18 protein-coding genes are annotated in these 18,250 nt (G+C 69.0%); 8 read left to right on the forward strand and 10 right to left on the reverse strand.

The features are described 5' to 3' along the window. Nucleotides 1-391: 391 nt before the first annotated feature. A complete protein-coding gene (locus tag ABZW96_RS27765; RefSeq protein WP_355078569.1) occupies nucleotides 392-1,543 on the forward strand; it encodes a methyltransferase in 1,152 nt (383 codons plus the stop codon). Nucleotides 1,544-1,677: 134 nt separating this feature from the next. After that, nucleotides 1,678-2,529 (forward strand): Bax inhibitor-1/YccA family protein, encoded by an 852-nt coding sequence (locus ABZW96_RS27770; RefSeq protein WP_355078570.1) that lies wholly within the window; start codon nucleotides 1,678-1,680, stop codon nucleotides 2,527-2,529. Between the two features lie 57 nt (nucleotides 2,530-2,586). On the opposite strand, the gene ABZW96_RS27775 is transcribed toward ABZW96_RS27770, so the two are convergent. The 3 genes from ABZW96_RS27775 to ABZW96_RS27785 all read right to left on the reverse strand — a co-directional run bounded on the left by ABZW96_RS27775 (nucleotide 2,587) and on the right by ABZW96_RS27785 (nucleotide 5,602). Continuing rightward, nucleotides 2,587-3,807, reverse strand: coding sequence for an acetyl-CoA C-acetyltransferase (locus tag ABZW96_RS27775; RefSeq protein WP_355078571.1), 1,221 nt, complete (start codon nucleotides 3,805-3,807; stop codon nucleotides 2,587-2,589). A 41-nt stretch (nucleotides 3,808-3,848) separates the two neighbouring features. Then, nucleotides 3,849-4,736 (reverse strand): SGNH/GDSL hydrolase family protein, encoded by an 888-nt coding sequence (locus ABZW96_RS27780; protein ID WP_355078572.1) that lies wholly within the window; start codon nucleotides 4,734-4,736, stop codon nucleotides 3,849-3,851. 404 nt (nucleotides 4,737-5,140) lie between these two features. After that, nucleotides 5,141-5,602 (reverse strand): hypothetical protein, encoded by a 462-nt coding sequence (locus ABZW96_RS27785; protein ID WP_355078573.1) that lies wholly within the window; start codon nucleotides 5,600-5,602, stop codon nucleotides 5,141-5,143. A gap of 103 nt (nucleotides 5,603-5,705) precedes the next feature. Here ABZW96_RS27785 and ABZW96_RS27790 point away from each other — a divergent pair, with 103 nt between their 5' ends. Continuing rightward, nucleotides 5,706-7,094, forward strand: a complete 1,389-nt coding sequence (locus tag ABZW96_RS27790) for a cystathionine beta-synthase (protein ID WP_195082524.1) — start codon at nucleotides 5,706-5,708, stop codon at nucleotides 7,092-7,094. Between the two features lie 60 nt (nucleotides 7,095-7,154). Here the strand turns inward: ABZW96_RS27790 and ABZW96_RS27795 are convergent, their stop codons facing one another. The 3 genes from ABZW96_RS27795 to ABZW96_RS27805 form a co-directional block, all read right to left on the reverse strand. Next, entirely contained in the window at nucleotides 7,155-7,634 is a 480-nt protein-coding gene (locus ABZW96_RS27795; protein WP_355078574.1) for a DUF4254 domain-containing protein, read from the reverse strand. A 293-nt stretch (nucleotides 7,635-7,927) separates the two neighbouring features. After that, complete coding sequence (locus ABZW96_RS27800) at nucleotides 7,928-9,538, reverse strand: HD domain-containing phosphohydrolase (protein WP_355078575.1); 1,611 nt, start codon at nucleotides 9,536-9,538, stop codon at nucleotides 7,928-7,930. A 277-nt stretch (nucleotides 9,539-9,815) separates the two neighbouring features. Continuing rightward, nucleotides 9,816-10,991 carry an acyl-CoA dehydrogenase family protein gene (locus ABZW96_RS27805; protein WP_355078576.1) on the reverse strand — a complete coding sequence of 392 codons (1,176 nt, stop codon included), beginning with the start codon at nucleotides 10,989-10,991 and terminating at the stop codon, nucleotides 9,816-9,818. A gap of 229 nt (nucleotides 10,992-11,220) precedes the next feature. Between ABZW96_RS27805 and ABZW96_RS27810 the strand changes: the two genes are divergently transcribed. Then, on the forward strand, nucleotides 11,221-12,363 hold the full coding sequence (locus ABZW96_RS27810) for a cystathionine gamma-synthase (protein ID WP_355078577.1): 1,143 nt from the start codon (nucleotides 11,221-11,223) through the stop codon (nucleotides 12,361-12,363). A gap of 97 nt (nucleotides 12,364-12,460) precedes the next feature. Here the strand turns inward: ABZW96_RS27810 and greA are convergent, their stop codons facing one another. Together greA and ABZW96_RS27820 are read right to left on the reverse strand one after the other, a co-directional pair. Next, the gene (greA, locus tag ABZW96_RS27815) at nucleotides 12,461-12,955 is read right to left on the reverse strand and encodes a transcription elongation factor GreA (RefSeq protein WP_028477722.1); all 495 of its coding nucleotides are present in this window, start codon (nucleotides 12,953-12,955) and stop codon (nucleotides 12,461-12,463) included. A 297-nt stretch (nucleotides 12,956-13,252) separates the two neighbouring features. Further along, on the reverse strand, nucleotides 13,253-13,717 hold the full coding sequence (locus ABZW96_RS27820; RefSeq protein WP_355078578.1) for a DUF4307 domain-containing protein: 465 nt from the start codon (nucleotides 13,715-13,717) through the stop codon (nucleotides 13,253-13,255). Between the two features lie 120 nt (nucleotides 13,718-13,837). Between ABZW96_RS27820 and mca the strand changes: the two genes are divergently transcribed. The 3 genes from mca (at nucleotide 13,838) to ABZW96_RS27835 (ending at nucleotide 16,444) form a co-directional block, all read left to right on the forward strand. Further along, nucleotides 13,838-14,704, forward strand: a complete 867-nt coding sequence (mca, locus tag ABZW96_RS27825) for a mycothiol conjugate amidase Mca (protein ID WP_355078660.1) — start codon at nucleotides 13,838-13,840, stop codon at nucleotides 14,702-14,704. Next, complete coding sequence (locus ABZW96_RS27830; RefSeq protein WP_355078579.1) at nucleotides 14,701-14,979, forward strand: hypothetical protein; 279 nt, start codon at nucleotides 14,701-14,703, stop codon at nucleotides 14,977-14,979. Before mca ends, ABZW96_RS27830 begins: the two co-directional genes overlap by 4 nt. Nucleotides 14,980-15,133: 154 nt before the next feature. Next, nucleotides 15,134-16,444 carry an FAD-binding oxidoreductase gene (locus tag ABZW96_RS27835; protein ID WP_355078580.1) on the forward strand — a complete coding sequence of 437 codons (1,311 nt, stop codon included), beginning with the start codon at nucleotides 15,134-15,136 and terminating at the stop codon, nucleotides 16,442-16,444. Here ABZW96_RS27835 and ABZW96_RS27840 read toward each other — a convergent pair. Next, nucleotides 16,426-16,557, reverse strand: coding sequence for a hypothetical protein (locus ABZW96_RS27840; RefSeq protein WP_355078581.1), 132 nt, complete (start codon nucleotides 16,555-16,557; stop codon nucleotides 16,426-16,428). The genes ABZW96_RS27835 and ABZW96_RS27840 overlap by 19 nt on opposite strands. Nucleotides 16,558-16,595: 38 nt before the next feature. Beyond that, the gene (locus ABZW96_RS27845; protein ID WP_355078582.1) at nucleotides 16,596-16,772 is read right to left on the reverse strand and encodes a hypothetical protein; all 177 of its coding nucleotides are present in this window, start codon (nucleotides 16,770-16,772) and stop codon (nucleotides 16,596-16,598) included. Between the two features lie 474 nt (nucleotides 16,773-17,246). On the opposite strand from ABZW96_RS27845, the gene ABZW96_RS27850 reads away from it, so the two are divergent. Then, nucleotides 17,247-17,822: a TIGR03086 family metal-binding protein gene (locus ABZW96_RS27850; protein ID WP_355078583.1), complete on the forward strand. Its 576-nt coding sequence runs from the start codon at nucleotides 17,247-17,249 to the stop codon at nucleotides 17,820-17,822. Nucleotides 17,823-18,250: the final 428 nt, after the last annotated feature.

Genomic DNA, 18,250 nt, shown 5'->3' on the forward strand with positions numbered 1-18,250 from the left:
TGCTACTCAGCGAAAGGCCTCGGACGGCGTAACCGGAGAGCGTTGCGGCGCATTCGCGATCGGTCCGCCGCAAGCTACGCGGAGGTGCGAACACTCGTGCACCTCGAATGGTCGGCCTGCCGAGCCCGATTAATTGCTATTTGATTGCCATGGTTCATGTCCTGTGTGCGAGAGTCCTGCCGTCGCCGGCGGAGTGAGCGCCGGCGCCGGATCGCCCCTCCGTCGAGCCCGAGAGGATCGGCGGTTGATCGAATGCCGTATTCGCCGATGCGTCCGCGAAACCGCTTGTCCTGACCGGATTCAGCGTGCGGAGCGCCGTGCCGGGAATCCGGCGGGATCGATAGGGCGGGGTGGGCGCGACCATGCGGCAACGATCTAGCACACTTGAGGCGTGGGAAATGTCGAGGACGTACTTGGCCGGTTGCGGCGGTATCCGGACGTGGAGGCGCTGAACCTCTACGCCGTCGACGCCGCCGATCGGCTGATCCTCGACGTCGCGGCCGACGCCCTCGCGACTGTGGATAGCGGGAAAGTAGCCATCATCGGTGACGCCTATGGTGCACTGACCCTCGGCGCTATCGCGGGACACGATCTGCGCGACGTCCGGGTACATCAGGACTTGCTCACCGGCGAACTCGCCCTCGCGAACAACGCCCGCGCGGTGGGCTTGTCGGATCGCTACACCGCGCACCCGCTCGGCCCCGAGTTGCTGCGTGATGCCCAGGTGGTCCTGCTTCGCCTGCCCCGGATGCTGGCCGGTCTGGCCGAGGTCGCCGACACGATCGCGCGCTACGCGGATCCGGCGGTCGAGGTGTTCGCGGGCGGGCGGGACAAATATCTGACCAAGTCGATGAACGACGTTCTGGCGCAGTCGTTCTCCGAGGTGCGCGCAAGCCGCGGCAGGCAGAAGTCGCGGACCCTGCTGGTGGCCGGACCCAAACCCGTAGCCGGTCGACCGTTCCCGGTGCGCGACCGGCTGGACGAACTCGGTCTCGACGTGGTCGCGCACGGCGCGGCGTTCTCCGGGGCCCGCCTGGACATCGGCACCAGGTTCCTGCTCGAGCACCTGAGACTGATGAAGCCGGACGCGCGCGACGCCATCGATCTCGGCTGCGGCACCGGCATCCTTGCCGTCGCGCTGGCCAAGGCGCGGCCGGGTATCAAGGTGATCGCCACCGACCAATCCGCCGCCGCGGTCGCCTCGGCGCGGGCCACCACCGAGGCGAACGGGGTCGCCGACCGAGTGTGCGTCGTGCGCGACGACGCCATGTCCTCGGCGGCGGACAACAGCGCCGACCTGGTGCTGTGCAATCCGCCGTTCCATATCGGCGCGGCCGTGCACACCGGATCGGCCATCAAAATGTTCGCCGAGACCGGGCGGGTGTTGCGCCCGGGCGGAGAGCTGTGGACGGTGTACAACTCGCATTTGAACTATCGGGCCGTAGTCGAACGGATGGTGGGCCGGACCGAAGTGATGGGCCGCAACCGGAAATTCACCGTGACTCGGTCGGTGCGTGGTCTGCACGACCCACGACAAAGGTAGAGTCCGAATTGTCCGGCTCTGTGCGACTCCCCGGGAACTCGCGACGGATGACAAACGTTGGACAGGGCAGTTGGATATCGAGCGAACCAACTCGATGAACAGCGGCAACGACTCCAGAAAGGGACGCCGTTCACATGCGTACCACGAGCAATCCGGTTTTCAGGAACCTGCCAAGGCAGGAGGGCGGTGGATACGCCAGCTTCGGTTCCGGCGTGACCTCCGCCGGCCAGTTCGGCAACCAGTACGGCCAATACCCGCAGCAGTACGGCCAGTACCAGCAGGCTCCCCCCACCACGCGCTCGATGACCATCGACGACGTGGTGACGAAGACGGGCATCACCCTCGCGGTGCTCGCGCTGTCCGCGATCGTCTCCTACGGCCTCACCAACGCCAACACCTCGCTCGCGCCGCTGTTCGTGATCGGCGGCGGCCTGGTCGGCCTGGTGCTCGTGCTGATCGCGACCTTCGCGAACAAGATGGACAACCCGGCGATCGTGTTGTCCTACGCCGTCGCGGAGGGCCTTTTCCTCGGCGCCCTGTCGTTCATGTTCACCAATATCGAGTTCGGCGGGGTCGGCGGTAGCGCGCTGATCGGTCAGGCGGTGCTGGGCACCTTCGGTGTCTTCGCGGGCATGCTCGTGGTCTACAAGACCGGCGCCATCCGCGTGACGCCGCGATTCACCAGGATCATCGTCGGCGCCATGATCGGCATCCTGGTCCTGATGCTGGGTAACCTCGTCGCCAGCTTCTTCATCGACGGCGGCCTCGGCCTGCGCGATGGCGGTCCGCTCGCGATCGTGTTCAGCCTGGTGGTCATCGCCATCGCCGCGTTCAGCTTCCTGCTCGACTTCGACGCCGCCGATCAGCTGATCCGCGCGCAGGCTCCGGAGCGGGCGGCCTGGGGCGTCGCACTCGGCCTCACCGTCACCCTGGTGTGGCTGTACGTGGAGATCCTGCGGCTGCTGAGCTACTTCCAGAACGACTAGCCGATACGACGAAAGGGCGGTCGCCGGATATCCGGCGACCGCCCTTTCGTCCGCGGGTCAGCTCAAACGCTCGATGACCATCGCCATGCCCTGGCCGCCGCCGACGCACATGGTCTCCAGACCGAACTGCTTGTCGTAGGTCTGCAGGTTGTTGAGCAGCGTGGTGGTGATCCTGGCGCCGGTCATGCCGAACGGGTGGCCCAGCGCGATCGCGCCGCCGGAGACGTTCAGCTTGTCCTCATCGATCTTCAGCTCCCGCGCCGAGCCGAGCACCTGCACCGCGAACGCCTCGTTGATCTCGACGAGGTCGATGTCGTCGATGGTCTTGCCCGCCAGCGCCAGCGCGCGCTTGCACGCCTCGATCGGGCCGAGACCCATGATCTCCGGCGACAGACCGGACACGCCGGTGGAAACGATCCGCGCCAGCGGCGTCAGGCCCAGCTCCTTGGCCTTGGTGTCGCTCATGATGACCAGCGCCGCGGCGCCGTCGTTGAGCGGACAGCAGTTGCCCGCGGTGACGGTGCCGTCCGGGCGGAACACCGGCTTCAGCGCGGACACCGCCTCGTAGGTGACCCCGGCGCGGGGGCCGTCGTCCTTGCTGACCACGGTGCCGTCGGGCAGCGTCACCGGGGTGATCTCGCGCTCGAAGAAACCGTTCTTGATCGCCTCCTCGGCGCGGTTCTGCGACCGTACGCCCCAGCGGTCCTGGTCCTCGCGGGTGATGCCGGTGGAGGTCGCCACGTTCTCGGCGGTCTGGCCCATCGCGATGTAGACGTCCGGGATCAGGCCGTCCTCGCGCGGGTCGTGCCAGATGCCCGCACCGCCCTCGGCGGTCTTCGCGGTGCGCTGCTGCGCTTCGGCGAACAGCGGGTTCTGCGTGTTGGGCCAGCTGTCGGCGGAACCGTTCACATAGCGCGACACGGTCTCCACACCCGCGGAGATGAACACATCGCCTTCGCCCGCCTTGATCGCGTGGAAGGCCATGCGGGTGGTCTGCAGCGACGACGCGCAGTAGCGGTGCACCGTGGTGCCCGGCACGAAGTCGTAGCCCAGCTGGACGGCGACGACACGGGCGATGTTGAAGCCCTGCTCACCGCCAGGCGAGCCGCAGCCCAGGATCAGGTCGTCGATCTGGGCGGGGTCCAGGGCAGGCACCTTGTCGAGCGCTGCCCGCACAATCTGCGTGGTCAGATCGTCGGGCCGCAGGTCGACCAGCGAACCCTTGCGGGCCCGGCCGATCGGGGAGCGTGCGGTCGAAACGATGACGGCCTCAGGCATGAGGACTCCTTGGGTCGGACGGTTCTGGCGAACCGGAGTTGTTACTCACGGGTTCGTACCGAATCTACGTCCCGTCGCCGAGGACCGAAAGCGCCTGTCCCGCCCAGTGCCTCCAGCAGCGCCGGGAGCAATTGCGCTGCGGCCAGTTCGTAGCCGGCCGCCGACGGGTGGAAGCCGTCGGCGGCGAACAGCAGCTCCGGCGCGGCGCGGAACTCGGGGGCGAGCAGGTAACCCATGCGGACGGGTTGCCCGCCCGCGACCGTCGTCGCCACGTGCTGCGCCTTGGCCAACCGCACGCTCCAGTTCTGCACGACGGTGCGCAGCGGCTGGGGAATGGCCGCAACCGTGCCGAGATTCGGGCAGGTGCCGACCACCACCACGGCGTCGGCGCGGCGCAACCGGGCGACCGCGGCGGCGAGCCTGCGCGCGGAGGCGCGGATCGAGTGCTTCTTGGTGACATCGTTGGCGCCGACGAGGATGACCGCGGCATCCGGCGGCGGGCCCGCGACGAACATCGCGTCCACCTGCCCGGCCAGACCCTTGGATGTGGCGCCGGAGATCGCCTTGGTGCTCAGGCGGATCCGCTGCCCGGTCGCCTCGGCGAGTCCTCGGGCCAGGCGCACGCCCGGCACCTCGTCGGCCACCGCGCAGCCGAGGCCCGCCGCGGTGGAGTCGCCGAAGATCATCAGATGGAGGTCGGCGTGCTTGCCCGCACGCCACGGCTCGGGCTCCGCGCAGCCCGCGGTGTAGATGCCGTCGGCTTCCGGCGGCTTCGAGGTGTCCCGGCCGATCATTCCGCGCGCGACGCCCGCCTGCGCCATGAGCAGACGGTAGGTCGCCCACCACGCGGTCCCCGCGCCGGAACCGGCGAGCACGGCCGCGGCACCGCCCAGCGCGGCCGCGCGCCAGCGAAACTGAGGTGCGCTCACGCCAGGAATTTTACGAAAATCCGCCCAGTCGACCAGCGGCGAACATAGGCGCACCGGCAGCCGCTGCGGGCTTCCAGGCGTCGCGGGTGCGTCGACGGATGGTCGGGCGATAGGCCACCGACGATCAGCAGCCGGACGGTCGCCGAGTCGGCCATCGAGAATCCGGTGCGCGTGGAGCGTTCTGTGATCGCGGACCGTCGCGTGTGCGCAGCGCGTCGCAGCAGGATCGAGGACCTGGCTTCGGCTGCTGCTGAGTAGGGGGCGCAGCTGCCCTGCGATCCTCTGACCCCGCACTGTCGTCGGCAAACGTGTGTGGATAACACCCGCTCGGGTCAGCTCGGGACCCGCGACGGCGGGGTCGCCGCAAGGCAGGCCCGAAATGTGCGCGTCGCGATCCGCCGAGGTCAGCCCGGTACGACGAAGCTGCCGCGGGCCGGGATGCTCGCCGCGTCGGTGGAGATGGTGACCTCGACCAGGCCGGGGCCCGTGTCCTGGAACAGCGCGTATTGGATGCTGCCGTAGATGCCGGTGACCACGATGTTGTCGTAGCTGCCCGTCGCGCCGGTGGTGACGTTGCGCCACGCCACGGTGGTGCGGACCTCGCACAGCGGCGCCAGCGGGTAGGAGCCCGGCCCGATGCCGTTCACGGGCAGCGCGCGCACGTTGAGGATGGCGCGCCCGGGCCATTCCGGGCCGGTGTCGGCCCAGGTGCGGATGCTTGTCCAGCACAGGCCGCCGCGCGCGAGCGTCGGCACCTGCGGGAATTCGACGGTGGACGCCTCCGCTGGAGCGCCGGATCCGACCACTAGGGCCACTGCCGATCCGGCCAGAAGCATTGCGGCGCGGGCGATGTTCGGCTGCCTCATGGCAGCGATCCTAAGGCCGCGGGCCCCGGTTCGCCGGTAGTCCGCGGCCGCTGCACACGGCGTGCGCGAACTCACAGTTAGTGCGTCTGCAACTATGGGGGCCATGCGCATCGCGGATCATGTCGTGGATCTCATCGGCAACACGCCGCTGGTCCGGTTGAACTCGGTCGTGGGACCGAACGCGGGGCTGGTCGCTGCCAAGATCGAATACTTGAACCCGGGCGGCAGCTCCAAGGACCGGATCGCGGTGAAGATGATCGACGCCGCCGAGCGGTCCGGGAAGCTGCGGCCCGGCGGCACCATCGTCGAGCCCACGTCCGGCAACACCGGTGTCGGCCTCGCCCTGGTCGCGCAGCAGCGCGGCTACAAGTGCGTGTTCGTCTGCCCGGACAAGGTCAGCGAGGACAAGCGCAACGTGCTGCGGGCTTACGGCGCCGATGTCGTGGTCTGCCCGACCGCCGTGCCGCCGGACCACCCGAACAGCTACTACAGCGTCTCCGACCGCCTGGTTCGTGAGATCGACGGCGCGTGGAAGCCCGACCAGTACTCCAACCCGGGCGGCCCGGAAAGCCACTACGAGACGACCGGCCCGGAGATCTGGCGCGACACCGACGGCAAGGTCACCCACTTCGTGGCGGGTGTCGGCACCGGCGGCACCATCACCGGCACCGGCCGTTACCTCAAGGAGGTCTCCGGCGGGAAGGTGCGGATCATCGGCGCCGACCCGGAGGGTTCGGTGTACTCGGGCGGCACCGGGCGGCCGTACCTGGTCGAGGGCGTCGGCGAGGACTTCTGGCCGTCGGCCTACGACCCCGCCGTGCCGGACGAGATCATCGCGGTCTCCGACGCGGATTCCTTCGAGATGACCCGTAGGCTCGCCCGCGAGGAAGGCTTGCTGGTCGGCGGTTCCTGCGGCATGGCGGTCGTCGCGGCCGTCGAGGTGGCGCGGCGCGACCCGGACGCGGTGGTCGTGGTGCTGCTGCCCGACGGTGGACGCGGCTACCTGTCGAAGATCTTCAACGACGAGTGGATGAGTTCCTACGGGTTCCTGCGTGAACGGCTGGACGGCACGGCCGAACCGCTCGTGGGCGACGTCTTGCGCGGCAAGTCCGGCGAGCTGCCGGACCTGGTGCACACCCACCCGTCGGAGACGCTGCGCGACGCGATCGAGATCCTGCGCGAGTACGGCGTCTCCCAGATGCCCGTGGTCGGCGCCGAGCCGCCGGTCATGGCGGGCGAGGTCGCGGGCAGCGTGTCCGAGCGCGACCTGCTGTCGGCGGTCTTCGAGGGCCGGGCCAACCTGACCGATTCGGTGGCCCAGCACATGAGCCCCTCGTTCCCGCTGATCGGTTCGGGCGAGCCCATCTCCGCCGCGACGAAGGCGCTCTCCGACACCGACGCGCTGATGGTCGTCGAGGACGGCAAGCCCGTCGGCGTGATCACCCGCCACGACCTGCTCGGTTTCCTCAGCACGGGCAACATCGGGAAGTAGACGAGACCACGGCGAGCGGCGAACCCGGAAGCCGAGTCACGGCGGCTTCCGGCCGAACGCCTATGCCGGTCTCCTGCCGCGGACCGTTTCGCGGACGCCGCCGGTGATCAGGTCGGTCCATTCGTCGGCCAGCAGCGCCAGTCGGTACCAGGCTGCGTGCACCCGGGTGTCGGACACTTTCTCGGCGGTGTGCAGCAGATGGCTGGCGTGGACGTGGGCGGCGGCCATGCGGTCGACCGTGGCGCCGATGGATTCGCTGCGCAAATGGTCGGTCGCACGCCTTCGGGGCAGTCGGTCGACCACCCACGCATCGATCGTGGCCACCAGTTCGGCGCGGCGGCAATCTATTCCAGCGGCGGCCAGCGGATCGGAGTGGCGCTGCCGGTGCAGCGCTGCCAGCGTCCTGGCCCAGCCGACCAGGGGGTGGTCTTCGCCCGACTCGCTCGGGTGCCCGCCGAAGGCGGCGACCAGTTCGCGCTGATCCGGCAGCGGCCGTACGACGCCGTGCGAGCGTCGTGGCAGATGGTCACGCACGAACATGGCAGGCTCCCAGTGCATTCGGAACGGACCGCCGTACGCCGCGGTCGATCGACAAGCTGTGCATCGTGCACCTCCGATGGTGTGGTGGTGGAGGCATCGCCCCAATGCCGGGTCCCTCTAAAGGATGCGCGCTTTCGCTGGCCTACCGGTGACACCCACATGGCACTTGAATGACAAGACGTAACAATGCGCTAGCTTCCGCCCGCACACGCCTGTGAGGTGCGGTTTCGCGGGCCCGGCGCAGCTCAGCACAGGTCGTCGCGGGTGCGCGGACGTATCCGTGCGCGAGCGATTCAGCCGGGGAGGATCTGGTGGGTCATCGCGAAGACGGCCGCGCCCGCCCGGGTGTGGCGGCCGGTCTTGGAGCGGATTTCGGCCAGATGGTGGGTGACGGCGCGCTCGGGCAACAGCAGTTCCGCGGCGATCTCCCGGCCGCAGCGGCCGCGGGCCCTCAGCCGGAGGATGTCGGTCTCGGCCTCGGACAGGCCGTGGACAGCGGGGATGGTGGAGTCGTCCGCGGCGGCACGGACGACGGCGGCACAGGCATCGCCGTCCAGTCGGCCCGCCGCGACCTCGGCCGCCAGTTGGGCAGCGGCTTCCTCGGGCCGGGCGGCGGGGCGATAGGGCCGCGCTTCGGTGCAGGCCGCGAAAACATCGGCGGCCGCGAGCAATCGAGCACCGGGTGGAAGGTCGCGCTTGCCCCGCGGGTAGCCGCTGCCGTCGAGTCGTTCGTGGTGACCCGCCGCGAGATCGGCCAGCGCCGCCAGCCCGGGGCAGCGGCGCAGGATGCGCTCGGTCCGAAGACTCTGCAGCCGAACGCGTTTCCAGTCCCAGGGTCCCAGCGGGCCGCGACGGTCCCAGACCGCGCTCGACACCGCGACCCGGCCGAGATCGTGCAGCAGGGCGGCGGCGCGTAGTGCCGCTCTTTCGTCGGCGGGCACGCCCATCCGGACGGCCGCGGCATCGGCGAGCCCGGCCACGTGCGCCGAATGCCCCAGCAGATAACGGCCTTTCAAGTCGACGATCATGGCCAGCGCCAGACCGGGCCGGTCGAGTTCGGCGGACGGAATCGAAGACCGCGTCCCCGGTTCCGCGGCGAGGACGGCGGCCAGCAGGTCGGGAACGTCGAGCACCGCGCGGATGGCATCGGCATCGCAGACGGCCACCAGGTCGGGGTCGAGATGGCCGCCGGCCCGGCGCCGCAACTCGTCGAGAACGACGCCCTGCCGTCTCGCCACAGTGCCCAGAGCGGAGCGTGTTCTGTCGTGCGGGGCGGCCGGATGCGCGTTACCGTGGCCCGAGACGGTCGCGAGTTCATCGCCGACCGCGTCGAGCGCGAGCACCGCCTGTTCGGCCACGTGCAGAACGCGGCCCGCGATCGAAATGGATTCCCCGCGCAGCCGGTTCGGCGCACCCAGTCCGTCCCAGCGTTCCTCCACCTCGGTCAGGGCGCGGACCGAGGCATCCGGCAGACCCAGGTGCGATCCGAGCGCCTCGACGACCTCGCTCGACGAGCGCAGCGCCTGCGTGGCGCCGGACCGCAACCGGGCGACGAACCGATTGCGCAGCGCCGATTGGGCGGCGGGCGCCCAGCCGCCGAATCGGCGCAGTTGCTCGGTGAAGACGGCGGAATCGCCCGGATCCAGCACGTGGCAGGCGCGCTGGAAGGCGATGTCGTCGGCATACGCCTGCGCGTTCTCCGAGGCGCGGCCGGTACATCCGAGATCGACGAGCAGGGCGGCATGGAAGACCGCGCGGCAATCGGCTTCCGGCAGCCCGATCCGCGCGGCCAGGTCGGTGGCGACCAGGCAGGTGGCCAGCCCCTTCTCGAACGGCATACCGGCGGCGAGATCGGTGGTCAGCGACAGTGCCGCGAAAATCTCGGCGGCGCGGATCGACGACATGCACCGACAGTAGTGTCCATACGCGGCTCGCGCAGACCCGAATCCGTTCTCGGAGATCGTGATCCGCGTCGTGACCGAGTCGGCGTCCGATCGGCTACAGAACGGTGGTCCGGCGCGGAAAGGGCGGATTCGCCCGGATGCCGTCGGCGAACGGCATCCGGCAATCCATCCGCACCCTTTTCGCCGCGTTCCGCACCACGCCCGGCGGCATCACGCCGGGACGGGGCGGATCAGCGGAGCGCGCGGTCGCTACGCGGCTCCGCCGCCGAACGGCTCGTCAGCGGAAAGCGTTCGCGTCGGTCAACGCCCGGCCCAGCACGAGCTGGTGTACCTCCGCGGTGCCCTCGTAGGTGAGCACCGACTCCAGATTGTTCGCATGGCGCAAGACCGGGTAGTCGAGCGTGATGCCGTTGGCGCCCAAGATGGTTCGGCACTCGCGGGCGATCGCGATGGCCTCGCGCGTGCTGTTCAGCTTGCCCGCGCTCACCTGCTCCGGCGTGACCGCGCCGCGGTCCTTCAGCCGTCCGATGTGCAGCGCGAGCAGCTGGCCCTTGCCGAACTCCAGCGCCATGTCGGCCAGCTTGGCCTGGGTGAGCTGGTAGGCGGCCAGCGGCTTGTCGAACACCTCGCGGGTCCTGGCGTACTCGATGGTGGCCGCCAGGCACTCGCGCGCCGCGCCGAGCGCGCCGAAGACGATGCCGAAGCGCGCCTCGCTCAGGCAGGCCAGCGGCGCGGCCAGTCCCCTCGACCCCGGCAGCACCGCGTCCGCGGGCAGGCGAACCTCGTCCAGGTCCAGTTCCGCGGTGACCGACGCGCGCAGCGACAGCTTGCGGTGCATCTCCCGCGTCGTGAACCCGGGCGTCCCGGCCGGGACCAGGAATCCGCGGATCACCTGCCTGCCTTCGTCCTCGGTCTGCGCCCAGACCACCGCGACATCGCTCACCGAGCCGTTGGTGATCCACATCTTCGAGCCGCTCAGCACCCAATCGGAGCCGTCGCGCTTCGCCCGGGTGCGCATGCCGCCCGGATTCGAACCGAAGTCCGGCTCGGTCAACCCGAAACAGCCGAGCGCGCGGCCGGCGGCCAGCTCCGGCAGCCACTGCTGTTTCTGTTCCTCGGAGCCGAATTCGTGGATGGCGGTCATCGCCAGCGACCCCTGGACCGAGACCATGCTGCGGATGCCGGAGTCCACCGCCTCCAGCTCCTGGCAGGCCAGACCGTAGGTGGTGGCCGACATGCCCGCGCAGCCGTACCCCTCCAGATGCATGCCGAGCAGTCCCAGCGCGCCCAGCTCAGGGGCGAGCTCGCGGGCCGGGAAGGTGCCCGCCTCGAACCACTCCGCGACGTGCGGGCGCAGTCGCTGCGTCGCGAAGCTCGCGACGGTGTCCCGGATCTCGCGCTCGTCGTCGGACAGCAGCGTGTCGGTGGCGAACAGTTCTTCCACAGTGACCATGGACTCAGCCTAAAGGGGCGGCGAAATAGTGAGACCGAACTCACGCCCCTTGCTTCGGTGCAAGATTTCCGTGCTGGTGGTGACGTCGGTGTAATTCGATCGGATCGAGGGGCGCTGTCCCGCTATGCCAACGCCGTTGTGCGGATTCGTCCGTTTCGCCTGCGTACGCAGCGGCGATATGCCTACACCGGGAAGTTGCCCGGGAATCGCCCCGATTAGGCTGAGCCCCATGAGCGAGCTGGGATTCTCCACACGGGCCGTGCACGCCGGGTATGAACCCGATCCGCAGACCGGCGCGGTGAATGTGCCCATCTACGCGAGTTCGACGTTCGCCCAGGACGGCGTGGGCGGGTTGCGCGGCGGTTTCGAATACGCCCGCACCGGCAACCCGACGCGGTCGGTACTGGAAGCGAACCTCGCCGCGCTGGAATCGGGCCGCTACGGCCGGGCGTTCGCGTCCGGCATGGCCGCGACCGACTGTGCGCTGCGGGCCACGTTGCGTCCGGGTGATCACATCGTGATCCCCGACGACGCCTACGGCGGCACCTTCCGGCTGATCGACAAGGTCTTCAGCCAGTGGGGGATCGAGCACTCGCCCGCGCACGTGTTCAACGTGGACGAGATGCGCGCCGCGATCCGGCCGAACACCAAGCTGGTGTGGATCGAAACCCCGACCAACCCCCTGCTGAGCATCGGCGACATCCCCGCGCTGGCCGACGTCGCGCACGCGGCGGGCGCGAAACTGGTCGTCGACAACACCTTCGCGACGCCCTACCTGCAGCAGCCGCTGCTGCTCGGCGCCGACATCGTGGTGCACTCCACCACCAAGTACCTCGGCGGCCACTCCGACGTCATCGGCGGCGCGCTGATCACCGACGATCCGGAACTCGACGCGGCGTTCGCGTTCCTGCAGAACGGCGCGGGCGCGGTGCCCGGCCCGTTCGACGCGTTCCTCACGCTGCGCGGCACCAAGACCCTCGCCCTGCGGATGGATCGGCACTGCGACAACGCCGAGACCATCGCGGAGTTCCTGTCCGGGCACCCGTCGATCTCGCATGTGATCTACCCCGGCCTGCCGGAGCACCCGGGCCATGCCGTCGCGGCGAAGCAGATGCGGCGCTTCGGCGGGATGATCTCGGTGCGCCTCAATGGTGACGTCGAAGCCGCGCGGAAATTCTGCGCGCGGACCGAGGTCTTCACCCTCGCCGAGTCCCTGGGCGGTGTCGAGTCGCTGATCGAGCATCCGGCCGCGATGACGCACGCCTCCACCGAAGGTTCCGAGCTGGAGGTGCCCGCGGACTTGGTGCGGCTTTCGGTCGGCATCGAGGATGTCAGCGACCTGCTTGCGGACATCGAGCAGGCATTGAGCTAGGTTCACGGACATGAGGAAGCGGCCGCACCCGATGATCGGGCGCGGCCGCTCGTGTCCGCGGGGGTATCGGCCTGCCGTGGCGGCGCGACCGAGAGCGTCAGCTGTGGTAGGGCTCGGCGCTGAGCAGGGTGACCTTCATCGTGTTCCCATTGGGCAGCGTGTATTCCCTGGTCTCGCCCACCTTGGCGTCGATGAGCGCGCCGCCGAGGGGCGAGTTCGGCGAGTACGTCTCCAGCTTGGAATCGCGGAGACCCTCCTCGCGGGTGGCGATCAGGAAGGTTTCGGTGTCCGTCTCGTCGCCGTCGTAGTAGACCTTGACGACCGACCCGGGAAGCGCCACGCCGGACTTGGTCGGTGCGACGCCGACCTTGGCGTTGTTCAGCAGCTCTTGCAGCTGGCGAATGCGCGCCTCCTGCTGACCCTGCTCCTCGCGCGCGGCGTGGTACCCGCCGTTCTCCTTGAGGTCGCCCTCTTCCCGGCGTTCGTTGATCTCGGCGGCGATGACCGGACGATTGGCGATGAGCGCGTCGAGTTCGCTCTTGAGCCTGTCGTGCGACTCCGGGGTCAGCCAGGTCACTTGCGTCTCAGTCATCTCGATCACTCCCTAGTAGTTGTTCCCGGCAGGCCGGGATTCCCTGAGCACCGGCGTGTGCCCACCCGGAAGCGGGCACGCGCCAGTCGACGGCTAGAGCGATCCTGGGAAGTTCATCGAACCCCGACAGGCCCCGGTCACGGGCGAAATCGCAAACCCGAACCCTCAGCGCTGGCCGCCAATGCAGCAAACACGGCTCCGAGCTCCGGAACCGTGTATCACGCCATTTTAGCATGATTCACAAATGTGCAGGTCGGAGTTAATTTCGCGGGCAAATCGCCGGTTTATGCGCGGAAATCAGCCAACTCGCAGATAGCTGGGTACCCGATCGCTGCACGCGTACACGCTGCCCGACACGGGACGCGCGGACGAGCGCACGACGGTGGTCAACTCGACCGTCCCGCTGCTCGACGGCTCGATCAGCACTTCCCTGCGGCCGAGTTCGGAGCCGTCGCGAGCCATCGCGCGGACGAAACACACCACCGGCTGCTGCGGGTCGGCCCGGGTGACCTTGAGGTGGATGGTCATGGTCGAGTCGTCGACGACGACGTAGCCGAGCTGCTCGGCCTCGATGTCCTCCGGCCCGTACTTCTGATAGCCCAGGTAGGCCACGCCGAGTCCCGCGAGCACCACCAGCACGCCGAGCACCGGCACGATCCAGCGGCGCGGCTTGCGTGGCCCGGTGCCGTAGCGGTCGGGCGGGGGTCCGCCAGGAGACGCCGCCTTCGCGTCGCCGCCGCTCTCCGGCGCGGGCTGGCTCATCGTGGTCGCTCCCGGGGGGTACGTCGGAACAAATGTGGGTCGAATGGAACTATAGGTAACGAAGCCCCGACACCCGCGACCGAGAGCGACGGAGAACGAGACGTGAGTGGCCTTCGCCTCATGGCGGTGCACGCCCACCCAGACGACGAATCCAGCAAGGGTGCCGCGACGACCGCCCGTTACGCCGACGAAGGACACGACGTCCTCGTCGTGACGCTGACCGGCGGAGAGCGTGGAAGCATCCTGAACCCGGCCATGGACACGCCCGGCGTCCTGGAGCGGATCCACGAGATCCGCCGTGAGGAGATGGCCGCCGCGGCCCGTGCGCTCGGCGTGCGCCAGCACTGGCTCGGTTTCGTCGACTCGGGCCTGCCCGAGGGCGACCCCCTGCCGCCGCTGCCCGAGGGCAGCTTCGCGCTGGTTCCGCTGGAGGAGGCCACCGAGGCCTTGGTGCGCGTGGTGCGCGAGTTCAAGCCGCACGTGATGACCACCTACGACGAGACCGGCGGCTACCCGCACCCCGACCACATCCGCTGCCACGAGGTGTCGATGGCGGCGTTCGAGGCGGCGGGCGACCCCGAGCGCTTTCCCGGCGCGGGCGAGCCGTGGACGCCGCTCAAGCTGTACTACGACCACGGCTTCAGCATGAAGCGGATGGAGATCTTCGCCGCGGAGTACGAGCGCCTCGGCGAACCGTTCCCGCTGCAGGAGTGGCTGGAACGGATGCGCAAGTACGCCGCCGAGCGCGGTGACATGTTCGCCAGGATCACCACCCAGATCGACTGCGCCAAGTACTTCCCGCAGCGCGACGACGCCTTGCGCGCGCACGCGACGCAGATCGATCCGAACGGCGCGTTCTTCGCCATTCCGATGGAGATGCAGCAGCGGTTGTGGCCCACCGAGGAGTTCGAGCTGGCCAAGACTCGCGTGCGCACCGAGCTGCCGGAGACCGACCTGTTCGCGGGCATCGAGGACGAGCGGTCGTGACGTTCGTCCTGCTCGCCCAGACACCCGGAACGCCGACCGGCCCCGAGTTCGGCAAGGCGTCGCCGCTCGGCCTGGTCATCATCCTGATTCTGCTCGCGGGCACCTTCCTGCTGGTCCGGTCGATGAACCGGCACATCAAGGGCCTGCCTGCGACCTTCGAGCCCGAGCACCCGGAACCGGACCAGGAGGCCGACGAGGGCACCGAGCACGGCATCACCCGCCGTGCCGAGGAATCGAAGGGCGCCGACCCCGAAGGACGAGCCGGATCCGGCTGAGCGGCGAAACCCTCGCTGACCTGCTCGTTGTTACCTTTCCGCGCTCTCTTTCGTCAATGAGGTAGTCGCGGCGCGAACCACGGCCTTTCGTCGAAAGCCGACACCCCGGTTCCCGCGCGCGTCTGCTTCCGAACGCTGAGAGTCAGGACGAGCAATGACATTCGACGAACTGCGGGCCACGCTGCCCGGCCGCGTGCTGGTGGCCGGTGACGAGGGCTTCGAAACCGCGGCGCGGCCCTGGACGACGACCGTCGACCAACCGGTGGCCGCCGTGGTGCGGGCCGGAGACGCCGGTGACGTCGCGGCCGTGGTCCGGTACGCGGGCCGCGCGGGCGTGCCGGTGGTCACCCAACCGACCGGACACGGCGCGTCCGGTGGCGTGCCCGAGGCGATCCTGCTGCGCACCGGGTATTTGGACGGCATCGAGATCGATCCCCGGCGTCGGGTGGCGCGCGTGGGCGCCGGAGTGTCGTGGGGTCGGGTGCAGGCGGCCGCGGCCAGGCACGGGCTGACCGGGCTCGCGGGCAGCAATCCGGTCGTGGGCGTGACCGGCTACACCCTCGGCGGCGGCATGAGCTGGTTCGGCCGCAAGCACGGCTGGGCCGCCGACGCGGTGCGCGCGTTCGAGATCGTCGACGCGGAGGGCGCTGCGCGCCGGGTCACGGCCGAGGACGATCCGGACCTGTTCTGGGCGTTGCGCGGCGGTGGTGGCGACTTCGCCGTCGTGACGGCGCTCGAGTTCGATCTGTTTCCCGCGCCGGAGCTGTTCGGCGGCCGCATGCTGTGGCCGCAAACGCGGATTCGCGAGGTGTTCGACGCATTCCAGGAGATCACCGCGGCGGCTCCGCACGAACTGTCGGTGTGGTTCCAGCGTTTGCAGATCCCGGACGCACCGCCGATGGTCGGCGTGGACGCGGTGTATCTGGGTGATCCTGATCGTGGACGGACGCTGCTGACCGCGCTGGACGCCATCGGAGATCTCATTCTCGACAAGCGCGGCGTGTTCGGGGCCGCCGACATCGGCGCGGTCACCGCCGAACCCACGGACCCGAGCCCGTCGCTGTCCCGTGCGGAGCAGCTCACCGATCTCGGCGACGCCGTGGTCAAGACCCTGATCGAGGAACCGGTCGCCCCGCTGGCCAATGTGCAGATCCGGCACCTGGGCGGCGCCCTGGCCGAAGCCCGGCCCGATGGTGGCGCGCGCGGCCCGATCGCGGAGCCGTACCTGCTCTACTGCCTTGGTCTCGGGCTGCCGCACCTGCGCGATGCGGTCGAGGCGCGGCGCACCGCCATCGTCGGCGCGGTGAGCGGGCAGATCAGCGGCCACAAGCCGTATACCTTCCTCACGCCCGGCGAGACGACCGACGCCGCTTTCGACGCCGCGACGCTGAACCGGCTGCGCGAGATCAAGCGCGCCCGCGACCCGCACGGCGTCATCCGGGCCAACTATCCGGTGTTCGGGTAGGCCGCGGAGCAGAACGGCCAGTCGGGGTCGCGTCCCGCTGCCAGCAGCGCGATGGTCCGGAGCTCCGCGTCGGTCAGGCCGCCGAAGGCGTGCCGGTGGTCCGGTGGACCCACGGGCCGAGGTCGGGAGGCGATCTCGGCCCCGCCGCCGTTCAGAACGGCCAGTCGGCGTCGCGTCCCGCCTCCAACAGCCGGATCATCCGGAACGCCACGTCGGTCAGGCCGCCGAAGGCGTGCCGGTGCGGGGTGCCGCTGAGGGCGTGCCCGTAGCGGTATCCGGCCAGGTTCCACGTGTAGAGCGGTACCCGAGACGAAAGGAATTGCCGCACCCCATTTTTTCGGAGCGGAATGGCCGAGGAAAAGCGGCGACGGGCTGCTCGCCGTATCGAGCGACCGAAATGGTTTCGGCAGGAATTGAACCCGAAGTAACCGTTGCCTGCGCACCGGAGACGCGCCGAATCTTCGCCCGAGCGAGACGGTCCGCTTCGCGGGTGCGCGAATTCGGTGGTAGTGCGCCCGAGATGAAATTCGGCCACGGAACGTACCGCTCTGCCATTGAGCTACCGGACCATGGGGTCCGGGCGGGACTCGAACCCGCAACCTGTCCATTAGCATTGGAAGTGCCTGCGCACCGGGCGCACCACCGAGGGGAGCGGGGCCGTCCGGCCCGCGCATTTTCCTTCGCGGTCACGAGAAGCACACTGTCGGCAACTATCTCGACGCAAGGTGGAGTTCGCATTGCCGCGCGCTTGTCGGTGTCCTGTGTTACCAATTCAGCCAAACCGCTCGACCGAAGGAAGCTCATGGACAACGTGATCGGACAGATCGACCGTGCACTGGATGCGACCGGAGCGATCGTCGCCGCCGTGGGAGGAGCGGATCTGACGACGCCGACGCCGTGCCGGGACTGGGATGTCCGCACTGTTCTCAACCACACGGTCGGCGGTATGCACATCTTCGCGGCGGCCCTGAGCGGCATGGATACCGGCGCCGACCACGAATCCGACTGGCTCGGCGGTGATCCGCAGGGCGCGTACGCCGCGGCGGCCGAGGTGGACCGCGCGGCCTGGCACCGGCCCGATGCGCTGGACGGCACGGTGGGCATCTCGCTCGGTGAACTGCCCGGCCCCGCGGCCGCGCTGGTGCATCTCACCGAGATTCTCGTGCACGGGGTGGATATCGCGGTGGCCATCGATCGGCCGGATCTGGCCGACGACGGGTTGTGTGGCGAATTGCTCGCCACCATGCATGCCGCGGGTGGCATCGATTCCTTCCGCGCACCCGGCATTTTCGGTCCCGAGGTGCTGGTCGCCGACGACGAACCGGCACACCGAAGACTGTTGGCGTACGTCGGACGCGAGGTACTGGCGCGCACGTAGTCCGTCGTTTTCGGCGGGTGTGTCGAAACCTTCAACTGTGCCGAAGATTTTCGGCGAGTTATTCCGGCAGGCAGTTCCGCGGAAAGCAGACGATATGCCCAGCCGCTTCCCGCGCGAAGTTCGGGCGCCCGAGTTCTGGGCGGCGACGGGTATACCGGCTCGAGCGAACCGAGCCCTGTGGATCCGGAAACCCTGCCGTGGACTGCTCTACCAATTGAGCCACCGGATCGAAACGATCCGGACGTGACTCGAACCCGCAACCGATCGCGTGTATCGGAAGTATCCGTTGCCTGCGCACCCGGTTCGGGTAGAACCGCAATCGGTCCTATGCAACCGGCGCAGCTCAATTTGCTATGGAACCGGAAAGCCGGGCGGCGTATGGCCGATGGTGGCGGTGACCTTCTGGGCCGATGACGGCGGACGCAGAT

It is taken from the genome of Nocardia sp. NPDC004168, assembly GCF_040610355.1.
In the GTDB taxonomy this organism is placed as follows: Bacteria; Actinomycetota; Actinomycetes; order Mycobacteriales; family Mycobacteriaceae; genus Nocardia; species Nocardia sichangensis.

Excerpts from the sequence above, each read along its gene's own strand:
- ABZW96_RS27770 (WP_355078570.1), top strand. The coding sequence starts at position 1,678 with ATGCGTACCACGAGCAATCCGGTTTTCAGGAACCTGCCAAGGCAGGAG.
- ABZW96_RS27775 (WP_355078571.1), bottom strand. The coding sequence starts at position 3,807 with ATGCCTGAGGCCGTCATCGTTTCGACCGCACGCTCCCCGATCGGCCGG.
- ABZW96_RS27785 (WP_355078573.1), bottom strand. The coding sequence starts at position 5,602 with ATGAGGCAGCCGAACATCGCCCGCGCCGCAATGCTTCTGGCCGGATCG.
- ABZW96_RS27790 (WP_195082524.1), top strand. The coding sequence starts at position 5,706 with ATGCGCATCGCGGATCATGTCGTGGATCTCATCGGCAACACGCCGCTG.
- ABZW96_RS27795 (WP_355078574.1), bottom strand. The coding sequence starts at position 7,634 with ATGTTCGTGCGTGACCATCTGCCACGACGCTCGCACGGCGTCGTACGG.
- ABZW96_RS27800 (WP_355078575.1), bottom strand. The coding sequence starts at position 9,538 with ATGTCGTCGATCCGCGCCGCCGAGATTTTCGCGGCACTGTCGCTGACC.
- ABZW96_RS27805 (WP_355078576.1), bottom strand. The coding sequence starts at position 10,991 with ATGGTCACTGTGGAAGAACTGTTCGCCACCGACACGCTGCTGTCCGAC.
- ABZW96_RS27810 (WP_355078577.1), top strand. The coding sequence starts at position 11,221 with ATGAGCGAGCTGGGATTCTCCACACGGGCCGTGCACGCCGGGTATGAA.
- greA (WP_028477722.1), bottom strand. The coding sequence starts at position 12,955 with ATGACTGAGACGCAAGTGACCTGGCTGACCCCGGAGTCGCACGACAGG.
- ABZW96_RS27820 (WP_355078578.1), bottom strand. The coding sequence starts at position 13,717 with ATGAGCCAGCCCGCGCCGGAGAGCGGCGGCGACGCGAAGGCGGCGTCT.
- mca (WP_355078660.1), top strand. The coding sequence starts at position 13,838 with ATGGCGGTGCACGCCCACCCAGACGACGAATCCAGCAAGGGTGCCGCG.
- ABZW96_RS27835 (WP_355078580.1), top strand. The coding sequence starts at position 15,134 with ATGACATTCGACGAACTGCGGGCCACGCTGCCCGGCCGCGTGCTGGTG.
- ABZW96_RS27850 (WP_355078583.1), top strand. The coding sequence starts at position 17,247 with ATGGACAACGTGATCGGACAGATCGACCGTGCACTGGATGCGACCGGA.